This window comes from Parabacteroides distasonis ATCC 8503 (assembly GCF_000012845.1).
GTDB classification, from domain to species: domain Bacteria; phylum Bacteroidota; class Bacteroidia; order Bacteroidales; family Tannerellaceae; genus Parabacteroides; species Parabacteroides distasonis.
This window is the reverse complement of record NC_009615.1, coordinates 3523959-3544274: the sequence shown is the minus strand read 5'-3', so window position 1 is coordinate 3544274 and position 20316 is coordinate 3523959. Positions and strand designations below refer to the sequence as shown.

General features: G+C 44.3%; 16 protein-coding genes. 5 read left to right on the top strand and 11 right to left on the bottom strand.

Annotation, left to right across the window (positions count from 1 at the left end):
* Nucleotides 1-88: 88 nt before the first annotated feature.
* The gene (locus BDI_RS14780) at nt 89-1318 is read right to left on the bottom strand and encodes a nucleoside recognition domain-containing protein (protein ID WP_005860458.1); all 1230 of its coding nucleotides are present in this window, start codon (nt 1316-1318) and stop codon (nt 89-91) included.
* A gap of 84 nt (nt 1319-1402) precedes the next feature.
* On the opposite strand from BDI_RS14780, the gene BDI_RS14775 reads away from it, so the two are divergent.
* From BDI_RS14775 to BDI_RS14755, 5 genes are read left to right on the top strand one after another with little or no spacing between them, the layout of a single operon-like run.
* Nucleotides 1403-2362, top strand: coding sequence for a 2-hydroxyacid dehydrogenase family protein (locus BDI_RS14775; RefSeq protein ID WP_011967081.1), 960 nt, complete (start codon nt 1403-1405; stop codon nt 2360-2362).
* Nucleotides 2359-3066 carry a DNA alkylation repair protein gene (locus tag BDI_RS14770; RefSeq protein WP_005860462.1) on the top strand — a complete coding sequence of 236 codons (708 nt, stop codon included), beginning with the start codon at nt 2359-2361 and terminating at the stop codon, nt 3064-3066. Before BDI_RS14775 ends, BDI_RS14770 begins: the two co-directional genes overlap by 4 nt.
* Before the next feature lies 1 nt (nt 3067).
* Nucleotides 3068-3814, top strand: coding sequence for a TIGR02757 family protein (locus BDI_RS14765; RefSeq protein ID WP_005860465.1), 747 nt, complete (start codon nt 3068-3070; stop codon nt 3812-3814).
* Between the two features lie 6 nt (nt 3815-3820).
* Nucleotides 3821-4423 carry a TIGR00730 family Rossman fold protein gene (locus BDI_RS14760; RefSeq protein ID WP_005860467.1) on the top strand — a complete coding sequence of 201 codons (603 nt, stop codon included), beginning with the start codon at nt 3821-3823 and terminating at the stop codon, nt 4421-4423.
* 21 nt (nt 4424-4444) lie between these two features.
* The gene (locus BDI_RS14755) at nt 4445-5275 is read left to right on the top strand and encodes an MBL fold metallo-hydrolase (protein ID WP_005860469.1); all 831 of its coding nucleotides are present in this window, start codon (nt 4445-4447) and stop codon (nt 5273-5275) included.
* A gap of 124 nt (nt 5276-5399) precedes the next feature.
* Here BDI_RS14755 and BDI_RS14750 read toward each other — a convergent pair whose 3' ends face one another.
* The 10 genes from BDI_RS14750 to nanU all read right to left on the bottom strand — a co-directional run bounded on the left by BDI_RS14750 (nt 5400) and on the right by nanU (nt 20299).
* Nucleotides 5400-6968, bottom strand: a complete 1569-nt coding sequence (locus BDI_RS14750) for a thiol-activated cytolysin family protein (protein WP_008778906.1) — start codon at nt 6966-6968, stop codon at nt 5400-5402.
* 7 nt (nt 6969-6975) lie between these two features.
* A complete protein-coding gene (locus tag BDI_RS14745; protein ID WP_011967078.1) occupies nt 6976-8094 on the bottom strand; it encodes a thiol-activated cytolysin family protein in 1119 nt (372 codons plus the stop codon).
* 65 nt (nt 8095-8159) lie between these two features.
* Nucleotides 8160-8930: a DUF4377 domain-containing protein gene (locus BDI_RS14740; RefSeq protein WP_011967077.1), complete on the bottom strand. Its 771-nt coding sequence runs from the start codon at nt 8928-8930 to the stop codon at nt 8160-8162.
* A 219-nt stretch (nt 8931-9149) separates the two neighbouring features.
* Nucleotides 9150-10403 carry an aminotransferase class I/II-fold pyridoxal phosphate-dependent enzyme gene (locus BDI_RS14735; protein WP_005860478.1) on the bottom strand — a complete coding sequence of 418 codons (1254 nt, stop codon included), beginning with the start codon at nt 10401-10403 and terminating at the stop codon, nt 9150-9152.
* Nucleotides 10404-10573: 170 nt separating this feature from the next.
* On the bottom strand, nt 10574-11185 hold the full coding sequence (locus tag BDI_RS14730) for a Crp/Fnr family transcriptional regulator (RefSeq protein WP_011967076.1): 612 nt from the start codon (nt 11183-11185) through the stop codon (nt 10574-10576).
* A gap of 460 nt (nt 11186-11645) precedes the next feature.
* Nucleotides 11646-12836, bottom strand: a complete 1191-nt coding sequence (locus tag BDI_RS14725) for a cyclically-permuted mutarotase family protein (protein ID WP_011967075.1) — start codon at nt 12834-12836, stop codon at nt 11646-11648.
* Between the two features lie 3 nt (nt 12837-12839).
* Nucleotides 12840-14915: a GDSL-type esterase/lipase family protein gene (locus BDI_RS14720; protein ID WP_011967074.1), complete on the bottom strand. Its 2076-nt coding sequence runs from the start codon at nt 14913-14915 to the stop codon at nt 12840-12842.
* Nucleotides 14916-14936: 21 nt separating this feature from the next.
* On the bottom strand, nt 14937-16955 hold the full coding sequence (locus BDI_RS14715; RefSeq protein ID WP_011967073.1) for a family 20 glycosylhydrolase: 2019 nt from the start codon (nt 16953-16955) through the stop codon (nt 14937-14939).
* Between the two features lie 9 nt (nt 16956-16964).
* A complete protein-coding gene (locus tag BDI_RS14710; protein WP_011967072.1) occupies nt 16965-18590 on the bottom strand; it encodes a sialidase family protein in 1626 nt (541 codons plus the stop codon).
* Between the two features lie 137 nt (nt 18591-18727).
* Nucleotides 18728-20299: a SusD family outer membrane lipoprotein NanU gene (gene nanU, locus BDI_RS14705; RefSeq protein ID WP_011967071.1), complete on the bottom strand. Its 1572-nt coding sequence runs from the start codon at nt 20297-20299 to the stop codon at nt 18728-18730.
* Nucleotides 20300-20316 lie beyond the last annotated feature (17 nt).

The following is a 20316-nucleotide window of genomic DNA, read 5'->3' as shown; positions in this document are numbered from 1 at the left end:
GGTCTATTTATCGTATTGAAATTTCGTTACAAATGTAATCAATAGATTTTAAATAGATTCATTTCAAATCTATTGATTGTATAGAATGTTAAAAGAACAGGTAAGCCATCGCTATCGCCGCTATCGCCCCGGCCAGATCCGCTAACAAGGCGCATTGCACCGTATAGCGGGTATTACGGATACCTACGCTACCGTAGTAAAGAGCAACTACATAGAATGTCGTATCGCAAGAGCCCTGAACGATGGATGACAGGCGACCGACGAAAGAGTCCGCTCCATACGTGTTCATGGCGTCCAGCATCATGCCCCTAGCCCCGCTCCCGCTTAACGGTTTCATCAACATGGTAGGTAGCGCTTCCACGAAATCCGTGTTGAGCCCTATCGAAGCAATGCCGAAACGAACGCCTTGTATGATGAAATCCATCGCTCCGGAAGCCCGGAAGACACCGATACCTACTAGGATAGCTACCAGATAAGGAATAATCGTTATAGCAGTCTGGAAACCTTCTTTCGCCCCTTCTATAAAAGCATCATATACATTGATCTTTTTACGCATGCCGCTGATGATAAATCCGCAGATAATGGTAAAAAGAAGCGTGTTGGCGAATAAAGTCGAATACAAGGAAACTTGCTCCTGTTCCATCGAGTTAAATAGCCATACCAGGCCTCCGATAAATAATCCCAGTCCCCCGAAAAACAGGACTAGGTTCCGTTGGAGGATATTGATCTTCTGCCGTACGCAAACCGCTAAAATAGCGACTAAGGTTGATGTGAATGTAGCGAGCATGATCGGCAGGAATACGTCTGATGGATTCGCCGCTCCTAACTGCGCCCGGTACATCATGATGGTGATCGGGATCAAGGTCAGTCCCGAGGCATTGATGCATAAGAACATCACCATGGAGTTGCTGGCGGATTCTTTATTCGGGTTTAATTCCTGTAACTGTTGCATGGCTTTCAATCCCATTGGCGTGGCGGCATTATCCAGTCCCAGTAAATTTGCCGATAGGTTCATGAAGATAGAACCGGTCACGGGATGGTCTCTTGGGATATCCGGAAAAAGCTTGCTGAATACGGGAGCCGCCAATCGTGCGAACGCTTGTATCACCCCCCCCTTCTCACCGATCTTCATGATGCCCAGCCAAAGCGACAAGATCCCCGTTAATCCTAACGAAATCTCGAAACCCGTCTTGGCCGAAGCGAAAGAAGCGTTGATAATCTCGGTAAAAACGGCGGTATCCCCACCAATGACCAGTTTACCTACGGCCACGACGAAAGCGATCAAGAAGAAAGCGATCCAAATATAGTTTAGTACCATAATAAATATATATTGGTCACAAATTTAGGAATTAATTGCCAATTGATTTGTATTTTTGCTTTTTGAATAACAAATAGATCCAAGATGAAGATATTAGTGACATACGACATGTTCCGCGAGGGATTTACCGAGTTGGAAAGTAAGTACGAGGTAACCTTTCCCGAAGAAAGAGATTTTACGTACGAGGAGGTTTTCGAGATGATACCGGAGTACGATGTGCTCTGCTCCATGTTCGATTTCCCGGTAAACAAAGAGTTGATCGACCATGCGTCGAAATTGCGGCTGATCGCTAACTACGCCGTTGGTTATAATAATATCGATGTGGCCTACGCCCTCGAGAAAGGCTTGACGGTAGCGAATACGCCTGATCCTGTCACGGCCCCTACCGCCAATATCGCTTTAGGCTTGATGCTGGATACCGCCCGGCGTATCACGGAATGTGATCGTAAGCTGCGTACGCTTGGTAAGGACATGAAGGTCGGTGTACTGGAGAACCTCGGTATGCCGGTTACCGGACAGACCTTGGGCATTATCGGTATGGGACGTATCGGCAAGGCCTTGGCGAAACGGGCGAATGCTTTGGGCATGGATGTGATCTACCACAATCGCCGTCAGCTTTGCATCGAGGACGAGACCAAATTGAATGTTACCTACGTCTCCAAGGAAGAGCTTCTGGCGAAAGCCGATTTCGTATCCTTGAACGCCCCTTATACCCCCGATACCTACCATATCCTCGGCGAGGAAGAGTTCAAGCAGATGAAGCCTTCCGCCATCCTGATCAACACGGCCCGTGGCCCGTTGGTGGACGAGCATGCCTTGGTAAAAGCCTTGCGAGAAGGTACGATTCATGGTGCCGGTTTGGATGTATTCGAGTTTGGAGACTATCCTCTCCCCGAGTTATTGGAAATGGACAACGTGGTATTAACCCCTCATATCGGCACCCAGACGATGGAAACCCGTATCATTATGGCACGCACGGTATGCAACAACGTGATCGGTTTCTTGGAGGGCGACCGTCCCGTATCACGGGTACTCCGGCCATGACGGCGGCGTTTATCCTATCCGAGCTACAGTCGGTCGGTACACCCGAGAAGGCTGTTCATTTGAGCCGTTTTTTCAAGACTGGTCCCGGTCAATATGGCGAGGGCGATCAGTTTCTCGGAGTGGTTGTCCCGCAAACCCGCAGCATAGCGAAGGCTAATAAGGCGACTCCTTTCGATGAGCTGCAGCTGTTGCTGGATAGTCCGTGGCATGAGGCACGTCTATGTGCCTTGCTGATTTTGGTCTATCGTTTCCAGGATCGGAAAGCGATGCCGGAAGAGCGGGAAGCCATCTTCCGATTCTATCTGAAGAATATGCGGCGTTGCAATAACTGGGATTTGGTAGATTTGACCTGTCGGGATATCGTCGGCGAATATTTGGTGGACAAAGATCGTTCCCTCCTCTACCGTTTGGCGGAAAGCGAGAATTTATGGGAACAACGGATCTCGATCGTCTCTACGTGGGCATTTATCCGTCGGAATGATTTTGGGGATACCTTGGAGTTATCCGAACGGTTGATCGGTCATAAACACGATTTGATGCATAAGGCGGTTGGGTGGATGCTGCGTGAGGTCGGCAAAAAGGAGCGGCAGACGCTTACCGATTTCTTGGAACGCAACGCTACTCGTCTTCCTCGTACGGCGCTTCGTTACGCTATCGAGCATTATCCGGAACCCGAGCGGCAATATTTTCTAAAGAAGAAATAACATGGATACAAAGACCATCTCTTTACTTCGTGAATGGGCGAAAACGTACAATACGGAATCGTTTATCAAGGATGATCCGGTTCGATTCCCCCATCGGTTTACGGAGAAACGGGATATTGAGATATCGGCTTTCCTGACGGCGTGGATCTCTTACGGTCGCAGGGCGCATATTCTCCAAAAAGCGGAAGAGCTACACCGGCTGATGGGCGAAAGTCCTTACGAGTTTATCCGTACCGGAGAGACTTCTTTCGCTCCCCTACGGAACCGCCCGGTTCGCAGGCGGGATACCTTTTACCGTTTTTATACCTATCATGATCTGCATCTCCTTTGTTGTCGCCTAAAGGATATATACGATACCTACGACTGTATGGAAGACGCTATGGCCGCCGCCGGTCCTTGCGAAGATCCTATCTTGCGGTTGCAACAACTTTTTGCTGATCTCAATGGCATTCCGGTCTTGCACGGGACTTCCGCTTGTAAGCGTCTGGCGATGTTCTTGCGTTGGATGGTGCGTACGGATGGTATCGTCGATCTCGGTATCTGGAGAACAGCCGTGCATCCCCGCCAATTAATCATCCCGTTGGATACGCATGTGCACCAGATCTCCTTGCGCTTGGGCTTGACAGGCCAAAAAACCGCTACCCTTCGTACGGCCCGTGAGATAACGGACGCATTGGCGAAAGTCTTCCCCGATGATCCTTGTCTGGGGGATTTCGCCTTATTTGGCTACGATATAAATCAAGAATAAAAAGATATGGAAGAAAAGAAGATAAATAACATCTCGTCTGTTTGCGTGTATTGCGCGTCCAGCACGAAGATTCCCCCGATTTATTTTGACGCCGCCAAGGAATTGGGGTGTCTTTTGGGAGAGCGAAAACTACGGGTAGTCAATGGTGCCGGGAATATCGGTTTGATGTGCACTGTCTCCGACGCTGCGTTAGCGGCTGGTGGAACGGTAACGGGCGTTATCCCCCATTTTATGGTGGAGCAGGATTGGTATCATAAAGGCTTGACCGAGTTGATTGAGGTCGAGACGATGCACGAACGTAAACAGCTCATGGCAAACCTCTCGGATGCGGTGATCGCCCTTCCCGGTGGATGCGGTACATTAGAGGAACTTCTGGAGATCATCACTTGGAAACAACTCGGTCTCTACCTCAATCCGATCGTAATCCTCAATATTAATCATTACTATGATCCCTTGTTGGAACTTTTGAGGAACGCCATGAACGAGAATTTCATGCGTCCCCAGCACGCCAAGATGTGGGCGGTAGCCGACACGCCGGAAGAAGCTATCCGTCTCATCTACGCCGAGCCGAAATGGGACGCAAGCCTTCGGAAGATCGCGGCGATTTAAATCTTAAAAATGAATATGATAATGAAAAAACTAGGTTTATTAATGATGTTGTTGCTCCTGTCAAGGATCGCTTTGTTCTGCCAGGCACAGACGGCGGGTATCGAGGAGAAGGAAGTGCTTAGGAATGAAGATGTGATTTTCCATCAGATTGATGAGCATACATGGTTTGGAACAGGTCATTTAATGGCGAACGAGAGCCTGTATCTGGTCGAGGGAGAAACGAAAGCGATCTTGATTGATGCAGGAACAAAGATCAAGGATTTGGATAAGCTAGTGGCTTCCATCACGGACAAGCCGGTTACGCTGGTCGCCACGCATGTGCATCCGGACCATACAGGCTCGGCTATCGATTATTTCCCGGAGATTTATATCAATCCGGCTGATACGATAGGTATACCGGAATTTATGCCGAATTATAAAGGCAAGGTCTGTTTCCTCACAGATGGCGAAATTCTAGATTTGGGTGGGCGTACCCTCGAAGTTGTCTTTACTCCCGGGCATACTCCCGGATCGACCACTTTTGTGGATAAGGATGCCGCTTATGGTTTTAGCGGCGATTCGTTCGGCTCCGGTAATCTATTGCTGGGAGTTGACTTCTCTACGCTAATATCTACTTGTAAGAAGATGAGTGCGGTGATCGAGAAATATGATATCAAATACCTCTACCCCGGACATTATTTCGGAATGAACAAGGAAACCCCTCAACGTGTAAAAGACATGATCACGATGAGCGAGGATATCCTGTCCGGCAAAGCACAAGGCGAGCCTAACCCACAAGGTATGTTGGGGCTAGACCGAGTATACACGAAGTATGGGGTTCGTATAAATTATAAGAAGGAGAGTATGAAATAAATATGAGAACAAGTAGATTTAGCATATATTAATCTTAATATATACAGAGGTTCAAGCTCCTATGATAGAAATACCCCCAAAGTTGTCTATTTAACTCTAGGGGTATTTTATTTTGGAATATTAATTATTCAAAATCCGAACAGTCATATTCATTTTGATTATGATAATCTATGAAACATGTATATTTCATATTTATAGGAGGTCGTACTTGATAAAATTTACCTGCTCTTAGGTAAAAATGGTCATTAGTCCAATTTCCTCGATCTAAATATGTAGTGCCTATTGTTTCTGTCATGCGATGACCATATGCAATTGGATACTCTATGCCTTTTGTTTGATTATGAAAAGTGAGGTTTTGATCTAGTTTTACCTCTCTTGCTTTACTAACACTATAATTAGGTCCAACATATTGTTGTAATATAAGGCGATTTATATTAAATCCAATATAGTTTTGGGCTATCGTTTTGATTGAACAGGCTTTATCTGCATAAAACCTTAAATAAACATTAGCATCAGTATACCATGATTTAACATTTCCACCTGATACATCTTTGGTTATATCATATTCAAGTCTTGCATAAACAGGATCACTGTCTATATCTATTTTGAAATTAATGCGATATGGAGAATCGTCACTATAGTTTGCAAAAGAACAAAAAATTGGTTTACCTGGTGAGGATGCTGAAAACTCTCCTCCCTCTGTAATATAATTTGTGAATTCTTTAATACCTCCTATAGTTTTAACTCCTGTGACCCCTGATCCTCCTGCTATGAAAACTTTCATTTCTGCGCTATTGAAAAAGGCTTCTTGCTCCTTTGTGAGTGTATTATTCTTGTTAATAAATAGCGAATTAAAAGTTTCTTTCACTAATTTGTTAGCTTTTTCATAATCGTAATTTGTTTCTAGTGTGAGAATACCTATTCTTCCATAGGCAATAGAGCTAACGTATACAGGTGAGTATCCTCCTGGTATAGTTCCTGAAATTAGACCATTACTAGGAATATCCATGTCTAATGTGAAATATTTCTGAATAAATTTTATGCAAAGTCCAGAGCTGCGTATGATTCTATATTTATTTTGATACTGCGCAGAAGAAGTTCCCCAAAACAATAATCCTGTATTTTCATTAGAGCCAAAAGTCATTTTTAATTCATCATATGATACAAATTTTTGAACATCAAAACTTAATGTTGCACTTTGTTTTCCTATATTATTTTGTTGCATTAGATCCATGACAAATTGTCTGATATTCAATAAAGAAGGCTCTTTTATAGTTCCTCCTACTTTTTTAGCAGGAAAAGAGACAGAGACATGGACCGGATTGTTTTTTACAGGTATTGGAGTAAATCGTGTCTCTGCAATGCTAGATGCTTCCAATATTGATCCCGGGTATATGTATCTATTCATATTGTCTGGTATTACCATTTCATCCGATCGGGCTGTAATTGTTCTTCCAAATCCATTTGCCCATGCAATATCGGAGATAATATTTACACTTTTTGTAATCGCTTTTTCTTCTAAAATATTTTTAGCAAGAAAAGGTATATGATTATGAGCTGTTATTGTGACAGTGGGTTCAGGATATTTCTCTAAGATTCCTTTAGTCTTATTATGAATAAGGCTATCATCATTTGAACATGATAATCCTCCAAATATGATGATTGTAAATAAAAATATTGATGTAATTCTCATAGTATAATTATTTATAAGGTATGTTTACTCTGAATTTTGCGTAGAATGGAGAATCATCACTTAAGTAGCTTGCTGAATAAAATATAGGATCTCCAGGAACATCCTTACTAAATTCTCCTCCAGCTATAATAAATTCCTTAAATCCGTTAATTCCATCCACTGTTTTCACAGAATAGCTACCATCACCACTTATGATTGCAATTTTTAAGTCTGCTTCACTAATTATTTTCGTTTGTTCACTTGTTAGCTCTAATTTCCCATTTATTATTTTTGCATCAAAGGCTGCTTTTACTGCTACTCTTAATGAATCATATGCATAACTAGAATCGAACATCATTACTCCCATTCTTCCATAGGTTATTGAACTTATATAAACAGGATCGTATGGACCAACATTTGATAATTCATTATTGTTTTTTAAAAGGCATCCATCTGCTGGTAAATCTAAATCAACTGTGAAATTTTTTTGTATAAATTTAGCTACTAATCCACATTTCTTCCTGATCTTTCCTTGCGCAACACTTGTAGATATGTTAAAAACACTTGCAACGTCTATATTGCAATTAAATGCTAATTTTAATTCATTATAATAGGTGAACTGATTCATGTCATAGATAAATGAAACAATCTGTTTGCCTGTCATCCCTTCTTGATTCATTATTTTACTTAAAGATGTTCTTTGCGACTGCAAGCTGGGCTTCTCTATTATATCTCCTACAATCTTAGCAGGAAAAGAGTAGGATATATAAAGAGGGTCTAATTCGTTTGTTAAGCGTTGAAAACGCTGTTCTTCTAGCGAGCCACCTTTCAGTAATGATCCCAAATAGATGTATCTCATTGTATTGGCTGCTGTACCGTGTTCATTTGTTTCATATATGAGTGAATGACCTTTTTTATCCGGCCAAACACTATCCTTAATGAGAAAGGTAGATCGTGTGGTTGCATTTAAAAGAGCTAAGTGTTCTTTACTGCCAGTTTCAATGTCTATGACTTTCTGAGGATATTTGGATAGTGTTAAGACTTGATCCTTTTTACTATTGTCTGGATTTTTGTATATATCTTCATTGTCAACGCATGAAGAAACTACAAGTGAAGCAGTTAGTAAGATAAAGATTTCTTTTTTCATGATAATATATATTTATAAGGTGAATAATTGCTGTGTTAATTTTGTTGCATTTTAATATAGGATCTTTATATATCAAATGTTCCAATTGAAATATTTATGATCGGAAGGATAAGATACTGCTCTCCTTTAGTTTGTGGTTGCTCAAATATTTGCTCATAGATTGGAGATGGTTTTAGGTCAAAATTTAAATTTGCATTTTTAGTGTAAAAAGCACAAAACCATTCAGGAATTCCATTCATGTTGTATGCTCCATATCTCTCGATAATTATTTTGTAAAAACCGATTTCTTTCCCTTCTTTTACTATATTAGTAATACCTCCATAATTAGTTCCAATCTTATATTTTAATCCTTTTAAAGGATGGTGCTCTTTTTCTGATAATTTGTTGTTAATATATTTTTCTTTTATACATTGCAGAGGCATTTCGAATCTGCCTCCGGCTGAATGTAGTATGAAGGGATTTTCTTTAGTTATAATCAAATATTTAAAATCTACTTTGTTTTTTGAGATTAACTCAATTAATTTGTATTTAGTCTGATTATTGTCAAAATTAGTATTAACGAGGGTCTTTTTTTCAACTAGTAATTCATACTCATACCCTTTTTCATAATGGAAACCCTCGATCGCAGAAATATTTATTTCTTGAAAATCGACTTGATTTTCTTCTTTTGCTAGTATATATTCATGATTTTCAATATCTTCATTTTGGATTCTATTTGTTTCTGATAAAAGAAATATTTTGACAGTTTCTGTTTTGATTAGAGGGGTGTCTTCTTTATTACAGCTGCTTGTATAAAGTGCTAATAATAATATATTTAATAAATGTCTAGTTTTCATATATTGAATTTTATGTATATTTGTGTAAATATTTACTTTGTTAAAGTAGATATTTATTGATTTTATAGTGATGAATATATATTAACTACTTGAGATGCCGTATGAATAAATGATAATTTTTATCATGATTGTTTTCTTTGTAAAAGTGAAGGTTTCTAAATTATTGATTTTTGCTGTAAATAACAAAGCTGCTAATCTTTATATAATTTATAAATGTGATTATATTTGTGCTAGTTTGTATTTCTTCCTAATGTTTTCAAGGATACTAAATGTCTTATCCAACTCCTCCTTCGTATGCATAGCTGTTAAGCTGAAGCGAAGACGGGATAATTTTTCCGGTACAGCTGGATAACTGATTGGGTTTACATATATTCCTTGCTCAAATAATATGCGAGCTGCTTCTTTCACATAGTGTTCATTACGTACCATTACGGGGAATATCGCTGATTCGGTATTACCATAATCAAGACCTAAGGTTTCAAGTCCGGTTTTAAAATATTCGATATTGTCGGCTAGTGTGTTTCTCCATTGGGGTTCTTGGTCAATCAGTTGGATGGCTTTTATTGCGGATGCGGCGGTTTGGGGTGTAGCGGCAGCGGAAAATATATTTTGCCTTGAATAATATCTGAGTAAAGTTATGATCTCTTTTCTGGCTATGGCATAACCTCCCACGCATCCGAAAGCTTTGCTGAATGTTCCGGTAATTATATCTACTTTGTCGAGAAGATCATAATCCTCAATAATTCCTCGGCCTGTTTTGCCTAATACACCAATACCATGAGCGTCATCAACAATGAGGAATGCGTCATGCTCTTTACATACGGTATAAATTTGATCAAGAAAGGCGATATCCCCATCTTGGGAGTAAACGCCATCAATAATTACAAAGCGATTTTTGAAGCTCTTTGCGTTGTTTAGGACATGCACCAAGGAATCGATGTCGTTGTGAAGGAACCTCTTTGTATTGGTACATAAACAACCGTCAAATACACTCGCATGAGTAAACATATCCATGATTGCGATATCTTCTTTACCCATCATGGCTAGTAATGTGCTACAATTTGCGGCGTATCCGGATGTATAGGTTATTGCATACTCATTTTTCAAGAAATGAGCGATCTCTTGCTCTAACTGCTCATGCAAGAAGTTGTGCCCGCCAATCAAAGGGCTGGCCCCCGCTCCGGCTCCATATTGTTCAAGCGCATCAATCCCTGCTTTTATAACCTCTGGATGGTGTGATAAGCCCAGATAATCATTGGAAACGAAACTGATCATTTCTTTTTCTTTATTTGAATATGGATCGATCACTCTCATGTGGGCACTAGAACCGGTCAAAGAGATGACACGATAAGGTAAATGCTGGATTCTATGTCTATACGATATATAATCATCAACCTGTTTTGCTCTGGTTAATAAGTCTTGACCTCTATTTTCGAAGTCTTTTAATGTCATGTTGTCAAATTCGTTTTGCATATAAACTCCTCTCTTTTAATTTGACAAAATTATTGACAGTTATTATATTATGAAATGAAACTATTTTAATTATTTACTTAGGTTTCTTGCTTTATAAAGAAGATTTAACACAACAGATTCTTCATTATAATTCTCTAACGCAAAAGTGGAACGAAAAATAAGTTGTCTTATTAATGAACTTTTCTCCTTATTTGACTTAATCTTTGAGGGGTGACTCCTATGTAAGATGCCAAATACTTTAATGGTATATTATTAATCAGTTCTTTTTCTTTGGTTATAAGATCCTCATAAATAGCTTCGGCGGAGGAACCAAGTAGCAAGGTCTCTCTCGTTATTTTCCGGCATAAAGCATCTTCGAGAACAATTCTTGCAATCTTATTTATGTTTAGGGAGGTTTGATATAAATCAGCTAAGTCTAGCTTCGATAATTTCCAGATTACACAGTCTGTCAATGCTTGTATATGTATGAGTGATGGCTGATTTTCTTTAAGGGAAAAGTACGAGTTGGCGAATTCGCCCGGGAAAGAAAACCAAAAGGTGATTTCTTTGTCCGGATCACCATATTCTTGTGCAGTCCAATAACGTAGGATACCACTTTCTATGAAATAAAGATATTTTTCGTAATCACCGATTCTTATGGTAAACTCGTTTTTCTTGATTTCTTCACGTTCGAAGTGTTCACAAAAAAATTGTTGTTCTTCGGGTGTTAATCGTAGTCCTTTATTTAAGGAGTCTATAACGTTAACGGATTGCTCTATTAATAATGCGATGTTGGTTTTCATGTGTTTAGTATGTTTAGATGGTTATGTTAATGCGCTCTAAGAACAAAGATAATATTAAAAGTTGGATAATCAAGATTTATTCAAGGTAACTGCACCAAAATATCTATGAAATAGAGATTGGGAAGAAATACTGTTTAGATTTGATGATAAGGTAGGCTTATTGTATATTTCCATATACGCTCTTGTTTCCTGTCGTGTGATTCAGTAAAAACATGTACGTGTTTCCCGAAAAACATGTACGACTTTTTCCAAAAACACGTACGTGTTTCGCGGAAAGTATAATCGTCTTTTTAAGATGTTTATGTTCAATGATTTATATAAGAACATTATTTACGTGCTTATTGTCTAGGATTTGCCTTGGGATACGTATGCTCTAAATAGACTCCGGATACTGAAAATCGGGTGGGAAAAGTAAACAGGGATCGTTGGCAAACTTACCAGCGATCCCACTAAATCCCTATTATAATTTCGCTTGATTCACTTGCGGCGTGCGGATACCCGGTTTCAATTCTCCGTTGATGATGGTTAATCGGCCATCTTGGATAACCGCTCCCGCTCCGGCACGGGCCAACTGCTCATATTCGCCCAGATCGCTCCATGCTTTCGTGGATAGGTCGTATTGGAGTAAGGTGGTATTGAATCGGTACCATTCTACCGGATGGTGCATATAGGCCTTGGCCTCCGCTTCTAGGCGGGTAATGGCCGCTGAATCTCGCGCCGCCTCCGCTTTCGCTAAATGGATCGGTCGGGCGATGGCGGCTAGGAAACAATCGTAGTTCACACCTCCCATAAATAAGATTTTATCCGTTTGGAAAGTCACGGCACAGCCTCCTGTTAGGGTACGGTTCGCTCCGTCCTTAAACGGGGGAAGAACGGTCTCTTGTTGCCAGGTAAAAGTTGCCGGGTCGAATACCAATACATCCGTCGGGACGATCGGTTCCTCTTCGTTTAGGATGGGCTGGAAGCCTCCGGCTAGATAGATACGTGTGCCGTTGGGACTTTCTCCGGCCGCTAATACCGGTTGTACACGGGCTGCTCCCGGGAAGTCCGGTAGTTGTTCCCATCCCTTTTCGATATTCGCTAGGTTGAGGCGTAAGAAGGTATGGCAGGGTTGTCCGTTCTCATTTCCACCTGCTACGTAAATCTCCTGTCCGGTAAAAGCGGCCGAGAGATTATCCATTGGAGACGGTAAGGAGGGTAAGGCGCAAACCGCTACCTCTCCTTTCGTGGGGTTATAGGAGATGTGGGAGACCTCGACCAAGGAAGAATCACTGTTGTTTCCTCCGATGCAAACGATACCTTCCGGGGTGGAAACCGTAGCGCCGTAGGCGACGGGACGAGGCAGTCGGTCGATCTCTTTCCAGCCTTCGGGAAGAAGGACGAATATCTCGCTATAATATCGCTTGGCTCCTCCCTCGGTGACGGGTTTGTCCGGAAAGTTACAACCTCCGGCAACGATCAATACACCGTTATGGATGCCGGCGAACGGGGCGGAAACGCCAAGGGAAGCCGTATCGGCTGCTCCCGGTAGATCCGGTAATTTTGTCCAGTTTATCATGGTGTTCTGTTTTTTAGATACAGGCTGGCCGCATCCCGCTACGCAGAGTAGCAGGAAGAACAGCCAACCGGTGATTTGTTGTTTATTATGCATAGCTTATTCTTTTATAGCCCGGAACGTAGAGGCCGGCATACCCGCCTCGTTTACAAGATTCGCTCTCGTGAAGGGTTGCCAGCCGTAGCGTACCAGCTTCGGGTGAGTCACTTGATCGTTCCACACCTTTACTTTCCCGTTCTCTACCACGGCTTGCGCCGGATAGTAAAGTCCTTCCTGCTCGGCGATCTCGAATGTACGGATGGGGTCCCCATCGGAGGTTGTTAAGCCCTTTGCGTAATCGAAAGTGATATAGGCGGCGTTATCGGTAAACGTTGCGCTGCGGAACAAAGGGCCGGATGGGATTACGTTATGTCCGTAGGTCTTGTTCAAGGCCCAATGTGCCAGTCGTTCGCCAATCTCTTTTTTTCGGGTAGGGTGAACGTTTAAAGAATCCCCGCGATCGCTACTAACGGCCATACCCGTATTCGATACGGTTTGCGCCAGGCGGCGTTGGCTGTCCCTGAACCAAGTCCAACTCGGGCGGTCTATGCTGGATAGTTGGACATAGTAGAAAGGCAGGTCTGCGTTCCAATTCTGGCGCCAGCTGTTCACCAATAGCGGGAATAATCGTTCGTGTACTTCCATATTATGGGCGTTCGATTCTCCTTGGTACCAAATAATCCCTTTGATGGGATATCGATGAAGGGGTTGGATACCCGCCTCGAACAGATAACAAGGCTCATACGGATGGCGTTGGAGCGGGTTGGACGCTTGCTTGATGTTTAAGGCCGCCCGTTCACGTACCCAATCTTGGATAAAGTCGTTCTTCGTCCAATCCTGTAAGATATCCGGAAACTCGAATTCCAGTGTTTTCCGGTCGATCCATGCCTCCGTAGGCGAGCCGCCAACAGCGTTCAATATCAATCCTACGGGTACTTGTAAGCTATCGGCCAGCATACGCCCGAAGGCAAATCCTATGGCCGAGAAGCGTGCGGTATTCCGCGTGTCGCATACTTCCCATTGGGCGTCGTGGTAATATTGCAGGCGGTTCAATGAATCCAGTACGGAAGCGTCCCATTCCACGGCGTAGGTCTCCCAGCGGGGCTTTAGGTCGAATAAACGGATTTGCGAGTGTTGTTTCGCGTAATCCAATTGTTGCTGTTGTTCTTCCTTTACGCTCTCGTTTACCCGGAACGCCATGTTGGATTGTCCGGAGCATAGCCAGACTTCCCCGGCTACTACATCCCGATAGTTCAGCGTGCGGCTGGGGGTAGAAACCGTTAAGGTATAGGATTTCCCGCTTACCCGCAAGGGGTCGAGCGTGACAGTCCATTTCCCGTTCGTACCGGCTACGGTCTCCTTCCTTTGTCCGGCGAGGGTAACGGTTACTTTCTCCCCTTGGTTGGCGATGCCAGATATAGGAAGCGGTTGATCCCGTTGCAAGACCATCCGGTCCGAATAGATGTCAGGAAGCTGTAATCCTCCGTAATCTCCGGTTAGCGCCCCATAAACGGTGCGGGCCAAGATACCGGCACCTTCAGCGTTTGGATGCAATGCGTCGGGCAATAGATCCGGACGGTCATATAATCCTTCCTGCAAATCGACCAAGGTCGCGCCGGCTATCCGGGCGATTTCTTCGATAAGCGCTTGCTCCATCCAGTACCAGTCTCTTGTACCGGATTTAAAACGAGGATGGCGGTGAGATATCGGAGTCATACGGCAAACCCATACCTTGCATTTCGGATTGGCTTTCCGGAAAGATTCGATCAAGGAAAGATAATCCCGAACGAAATCGTCCCGGTAATTCGGCCATGCCCGAGGGTCCGTATCGTTCAATCCCAGATGGATGATCACGTAATCCCCGGCAAACCTCAGTGCCTTTTGATACGCCTCTTGTTGGGTATAAGGACGATATCCCTTGTTTAATAAAGTAGCCCCGCTATGCCCGAAGTTCTCCACTTCGTAGGCATCTCCAAGCATCTGTTGCAATTGGGCCGGGTAGCAGTTTGTTTCCCTGTTCTCGATTCCGTAGCCGTAGGTCACGCTATTACCTACGCAAGCCACCTTGATTCTTTGCGCTTGCCCCATGAGAGCGAAAGCGAGGAAGATGGATAAGATTCCTATTATTTTTCTCATTTCATTCAACCGAATTAGACGTTATTTAAGTTGTTTATCCGGAGAGTAAACCAGTCCTTCCACCGCTTTCTCTCCATCCGGGGTGACGCAAACGAACGTAAACATCCATTTCACCAGACGGACCTCGGGGGTATTGAACGTACCGACCGGAAGCTTCATGAACACCTTGTTCCAGCCTTTTTCCAGATGGACCGGGGTTGGTTTACGGCTTACGCAGTTCTCGTTCCCCAGTGGGATCTCATTGGACTTCTCCCGGTGGGTAGCGGTCCATACGGGGGGCGTTATCTCTTGATCATTTACCCAGATACGGCTCTCTTTATAATCCCATTTCCCTTGTGAGGGAGGAAGATCCATCTCCGAGCGCCCGTAATTCTGGAATTCGATCCACGCCCCTACGTCTTGCGTCTTGGGCGAATAGATCCAAGTCCATGCGTAAGCGGTATGATTCGGCTGCGGGTCCTTATAGACACCGGGAACCAGCGGTCCCCAGACATGGCGCAGGTAGATTCCGGCACCGATGGCGTCGTGCGTGCCGTAGCTTTTCCCTTCATAGGTATATTGTGTCTGAAGCGCCTTTTCCGGAGGGAAAGAGCGGGTCAGTTCCCCATCATTCGGGAAAGGGTCGGTGATACGCCATCTCACGTTGGTTTGCTTGACGTAGGCGAACGGGTATCCTTGGAAATGATGTTCTTTATGCCATAACATCCGCCGCTCAAAATCGACAAATGCCTTATGCTCCTCGTTATCGGGATCGATAGGCAGCATCGTTCCGTTCTTATCGAAATATTGATAGCCGCCGCCCAACCAAGAACGTTCGGCGATCGCTAATAGATTCGGATACAAATTATTCTCCCGGATCAATTTGTCCTCCGGCTGTACGATCCGGTCGTGCCATACGGCAAGGATCGTACCCGCCAAATCATGGCTTCCTTGCGGTTCATTGTAAATACGGCTGGTGTACAAGGCGATTAAGTCGGCGAACGTATCAAAATGGTTGATATAATGGAAACGGGAGTCGATCGCGGGAATGCCCGGTCGCGCTTTTCCCCGGTAACTCCACATTTGCTCCATGTCGATCTCACCCGGTTTGTACTTCCATCCCGGGTTCCAAGAGATCACTTGTTTCCCTTTCGCACGGATATAAGCGACCATCTCGGGTACGAACTTTGGATTGGTAAACTTTACCTCGTCCGTACCGATATGTAAGTAAGGAACCTCCTCGAATACCTCGCAAACCTCGTCCATCAATAGTTTTAAGATCGCCATACCCTCCTTGCTCTGCATATCATGACGGAACGCCCGGATGAAAGCGTCGCTATGCCCCGGCATATCGATCTCCGGGATCAATAGTACGTTATGCTCCTTGCAAAAGCGAACCAGCTCCTTTGCGTCCTCGATCGTGTAATATTTTCCGGGCATACGGCTCATATTGCAGCTGTCGTTCAGCATCGGAAAGATCTTGCTCTCCAGACGCCAAGCTTGGTTCTCCGTGAGATGCCAATGAAATACGTTCATCTTGTAGCGGGAAAGTACCTCGATCTCCCGTTTCAGTTCTTCCATGGAGATATAGCTCCGCCCCACGTCTTGCATGAATCCTCGTATGCGGAAAGCGGGCCAGTCGGTGATCTCGCAGCCTTGGATGGAATATCGCTTCCCTTGCCGCTCGGTCAGTTGGCGCAAGGTTTGTATCGCCCAATAAGCTCCTTGCTCGGATACCGCCCGGATGGTTATCCCCCGGGAAGAGACGCTTAGTTGATAAGCCTCCTCGGAGTTGAGGGGGATTCCGTCCAATTTGTCAACCAAGGAAACCTCTATCTTGTATCGGCTGTCCGGTTGGACGCTTACCGGCAGCTCCTCCAAGAATTCCATTAGGATGGAACGGAGTTTCCCTTCGGAAGAAACCGCGATTTCCTTCGGATGGAACGAAGCGTTTGTCCGGACGTATTTTTGGGGCAAGGGCAATAAAACAGGATTCCGGGCCATCAGAGGCCCGGAATACAAGAAACTTAAAACAATTGCAAAATGCAGTATATATCGCATATACTTAGATTATTGATGAATGAGATCCTGTAATTTGACAGCTTGGAAGGTCATATGCGCTACGCTTGACTCGTAGAAGATTCCTACCGTTTCCTTATCGATCATCGAAAGACAGGAATATCCCCACCCCTCGGCCTCGTCTAATAAGACTTGATGCTCCGTGGGCCAAGTAAGTCCACCGTCCAGACTCGCCTTGATCGTGATATGATTACGCCCTTTCGTCGTGTTCGGGTTGGAGAAGAGTAGAAGGTCCTTGCCGGTGATGTTATCCTTGGCGTTTACCTTGATCAAGCTGGCCATACAAACGGATTCCTGTAAGGCGCTACGGCTGGAAGGATGCTCCGTCCATGTCTTGCCTAAATCCTTTGTAGTGGCTACGGCACGGCTACCGCCTCGGTTATCGCGCATATTTAGCATCAATACGCCCGGTTCTACCTCGGCAACTTGCGCCTCGGTGGTATTCGTGCGGGCCAAGTTGTGTAGATGCCATGTTTTCCCTCGGTCTTTGCTATACATGATACCGGCGTTCGGCACACGGGTAGCGTCGATAAACTGGATGGGGAAGACCAAAGTACCGTCTTGCATCGTGATGCCTCGTCCCGGGCCTTGCAATAAGAAATACCAAGACGGGTCTTTTACTTGAGACGTGATGTTGATCGGTTCGCTCCACGTCTTACCATCGTCCTCACTTTTCACGAGCATAAGTTGGGCGGTCTCGTCCGGTGTCATTCCCGGCATGGAGTTCCACCAAGCCCGTTCGTTACCCATACCATGCGTCCATGCGGCTACTACCCAGATCGTATTGGTCTTTTCGTCTACCAAGATCGATGGGTCTCCCACGCCGTTTTGTCCGTGGGGCAGGCCATCCGTTTGTTTGAAAGTCATGGCTACTCGCATCGGTTCCCAAGTTTGTCCCTTATCGGTACTGCGGCTTACTCCGATATCGATTTTCTCTTGCAGGTCCACGCTGCTATTATAGCGAATATCGTAGACTCCGAGTAATGTTCCGTTATTCGTCGTCACTAATCCCGGGATGCGGAAGGCCGCCGATCCGTCATCCCCGGCTTGGCGTACGCCGATACCTACATGGCGTTCGTCCACCTTTCCTTTCCAAGTGATGTTGATCGGTTTGTTGTTGATCTGGGCGTTAGGCATCGTGGTCGCTACTTTTGCCAATAAGGAAGTCTCAGGCTTCATCTGGATACTTACCCAGAAATAGTTGATGCCTTTAAGCATCGGTTGCTTAGAGGTTAGTTTTACCGTGCGCGACAAGGGGGCGGTAACCTCATCTTGCCGTACGGAATAAGATTCAAGAGCCTTACGGGTATTTCCCGGTATATGGCTGGATATGTACGTAACGGGACTGAAATGTTCCCCTTTGCGGGAAGGAGCTTCCACTCCGCTATAAAATAGACGTATCGCTTGGATGTCCGACAGGTCGACATTGTCTCCGATCTGTATCGTGATCTCGTTTAATACATCCCCTTTTTGGGCCGGTATCCGCATCTCGTAAAGTACATTGTCGATCCGGTCTATCAAGATGGGGATTTGTTGCTCTCGCACATAAATACTGTCTGCCGCAAAAGCCGTTTGTACGATGAAAAGAAGGCAGAAATACAGGAAAGTTTTTTTCATGATGTTTTTTGTTTGTAGGTTGAAATTAATAGATATGTGAATTCCAAAGGTAGCGATATTCATTCATATGAACAAAGCCCCTTTGGAATTCGTGCCAAAAACCTAGTTATATCCAATCGCCTTAAACCTATGTACGATTAGTATCCGGGAGTCTGTTTCAATGCGGGATTGTTTGTCAATGCCCCTTCATTGATCGGCCATAATAAACGTGATTCTTGTGCTGTGGTATATTTTAATACATAATCCTTACCGAAGCGTCTCAAGTCGTACCAACGTTTACCCTCAAAGAAGAACTCGCGAAGTCTCTCTTTAAGGATAGCTTCCATCACATTCTCGTCGCCCGCCTCAAACGGGTTATCGTTATAGAAACTTCCTTTGTCATTCGGATAAGCCACCTCGTTCTTATGTGCGTTAAAATATTCGGAACCGTAAGCACGCTCGCGAACGGCGTTGATCTCTGTAGAAGGATCTTCTCCGAGCAAGGCCTTAGCCTCGGCTAATAATAGCAAGGCATCCGCATAGCGATAGATAGGATAATCATCGTACCAACTTCTCTCGTTACTACCTTCCAAGGTGGTTCCTTGGAACTTGTATTGGATTGGTGCGATATACTCCAAGGTGCCGTCTTCGTGCTTTTTATAAACGGCCTTCAAGGTACCTTTCAAGCGGGTATCACCTTCGCGGAATGATTTTAGGTAATGATCTTTCTTTACTTGGTAGCGCATTAAGCCTTGTAGGTTGTATCCCGGTATTTCAAGGAATGGAGTTCCTGTCTCGTCACAGTAGCCTGCCATGTACTCACGTTGAGGTACCATATTGTTACGCCAGTTATAGTCTCTCCACATCATGAAATCATCCTCCTTACCACTATGGAGTGCGAAGATCATCTCGCTGTTCTCCTTATTGTTGAAAGAGAAAACGTCCGTGAATTTCTCTTGCAGCTTTAAGTTGCCGTTTTGTTGAAGATCTTGCAAGGCTGTCTTGGCTACGGTATAATCGCCCGTGCCGCCACCCATCTGGCGTCCGCTCCATAGATAAACCTCACCTTTCAGCATCAAGGTAGCGGGTTTAGACCAATAACACTTTCCTTGTTTATAAGAATAATCTCCGCCAAAAGCTTTTTCCGAGGCATCGATATCCTTCTTGATCAGATCCATCACCTCACTCGCTGGAGAAGCGGCCTTATCAAGGTGAGAGATGTCCAATTCGCTACCTAAGGTTGGCTCCGTAGTAATGATAACGTCTCCCCAAGAGCGTAACAAATGGAAATAGATATAGGCGCGTAAACCGTAAGCCTGCCCTAAGTAATAGTTCTTTTCGGCCTCGCCTAATAAATCGGTCTCGTTCGTTCTACGGATCATCAAGTTGATTTGGTTCAGTGTCGTATAAAAATTAGCGAAGTTGCTGATTCCTGTAAACTCTGCGTTGATCGTATTGTATGAGAAACGCTCTACGCCTTGGGTAGCCTCGCCTCCGAACGGCTGATCTCCGTAGATGTCCGAGCGAGGTTCGCCCAATACGAATATGTTATAACTGGATTGTGAACGGAGCAATCCGTGTAAACCTATGTTGAATGCCTTAAACAGGTCCGGGGATTTCCAATAGTTTGCGTCGGAAATACTACTTACGGGTTCCATGTCCAAGGAGTCGCATCCGCTGAAATTCAGTAATGAGACTGCTGCCATCATGGCTATAATTATCTTTTTCATAAATGTCTGTCTTTTTT

What these genes read in the sequence shown, in the direction of transcription:
- BDI_RS14780 (WP_005860458.1), bottom strand. Translation starts at nt 1,318, where the DNA reads ATGGTACTAAACTATATTTGGATCGCTTTCTTCTTGATCGCTTTCGTC.
- BDI_RS14775 (WP_011967081.1), top strand. Translation starts at nt 1,403, where the DNA reads ATGAAGATATTAGTGACATACGACATGTTCCGCGAGGGATTTACCGAG.
- BDI_RS14770 (WP_005860462.1), top strand. Translation starts at nt 2,359, where the DNA reads ATGACGGCGGCGTTTATCCTATCCGAGCTACAGTCGGTCGGTACACCC.
- BDI_RS14765 (WP_005860465.1), top strand. Translation starts at nt 3,068, where the DNA reads ATGGATACAAAGACCATCTCTTTACTTCGTGAATGGGCGAAAACGTAC.
- BDI_RS14760 (WP_005860467.1), top strand. Translation starts at nt 3,821, where the DNA reads ATGGAAGAAAAGAAGATAAATAACATCTCGTCTGTTTGCGTGTATTGC.
- BDI_RS14755 (WP_005860469.1), top strand. Translation starts at nt 4,445, where the DNA reads ATGAAAAAACTAGGTTTATTAATGATGTTGTTGCTCCTGTCAAGGATC.
- BDI_RS14750 (WP_008778906.1), bottom strand. Translation starts at nt 6,968, where the DNA reads ATGAGAATTACATCAATATTTTTATTTACAATCATCATATTTGGAGGA.
- BDI_RS14745 (WP_011967078.1), bottom strand. Translation starts at nt 8,094, where the DNA reads ATGAAAAAAGAAATCTTTATCTTACTAACTGCTTCACTTGTAGTTTCT.
- BDI_RS14740 (WP_011967077.1), bottom strand. Translation starts at nt 8,930, where the DNA reads ATGAAAACTAGACATTTATTAAATATATTATTATTAGCACTTTATACA.
- BDI_RS14735 (WP_005860478.1), bottom strand. Translation starts at nt 10,403, where the DNA reads ATGCAAAACGAATTTGACAACATGACATTAAAAGACTTCGAAAATAGA.
- BDI_RS14730 (WP_011967076.1), bottom strand. Translation starts at nt 11,185, where the DNA reads ATGAAAACCAACATCGCATTATTAATAGAGCAATCCGTTAACGTTATA.
- BDI_RS14725 (WP_011967075.1), bottom strand. Translation starts at nt 12,836, where the DNA reads ATGCATAATAAACAACAAATCACCGGTTGGCTGTTCTTCCTGCTACTC.
- BDI_RS14720 (WP_011967074.1), bottom strand. Translation starts at nt 14,915, where the DNA reads ATGAGAAAAATAATAGGAATCTTATCCATCTTCCTCGCTTTCGCTCTC.
- BDI_RS14715 (WP_011967073.1), bottom strand. Translation starts at nt 16,955, where the DNA reads ATGCGATATATACTGCATTTTGCAATTGTTTTAAGTTTCTTGTATTCC.
- BDI_RS14710 (WP_011967072.1), bottom strand. Translation starts at nt 18,590, where the DNA reads ATGAAAAAAACTTTCCTGTATTTCTGCCTTCTTTTCATCGTACAAACG.
- nanU (WP_011967071.1), bottom strand. Translation starts at nt 20,299, where the DNA reads ATGAAAAAGATAATTATAGCCATGATGGCAGCAGTCTCATTACTGAAT.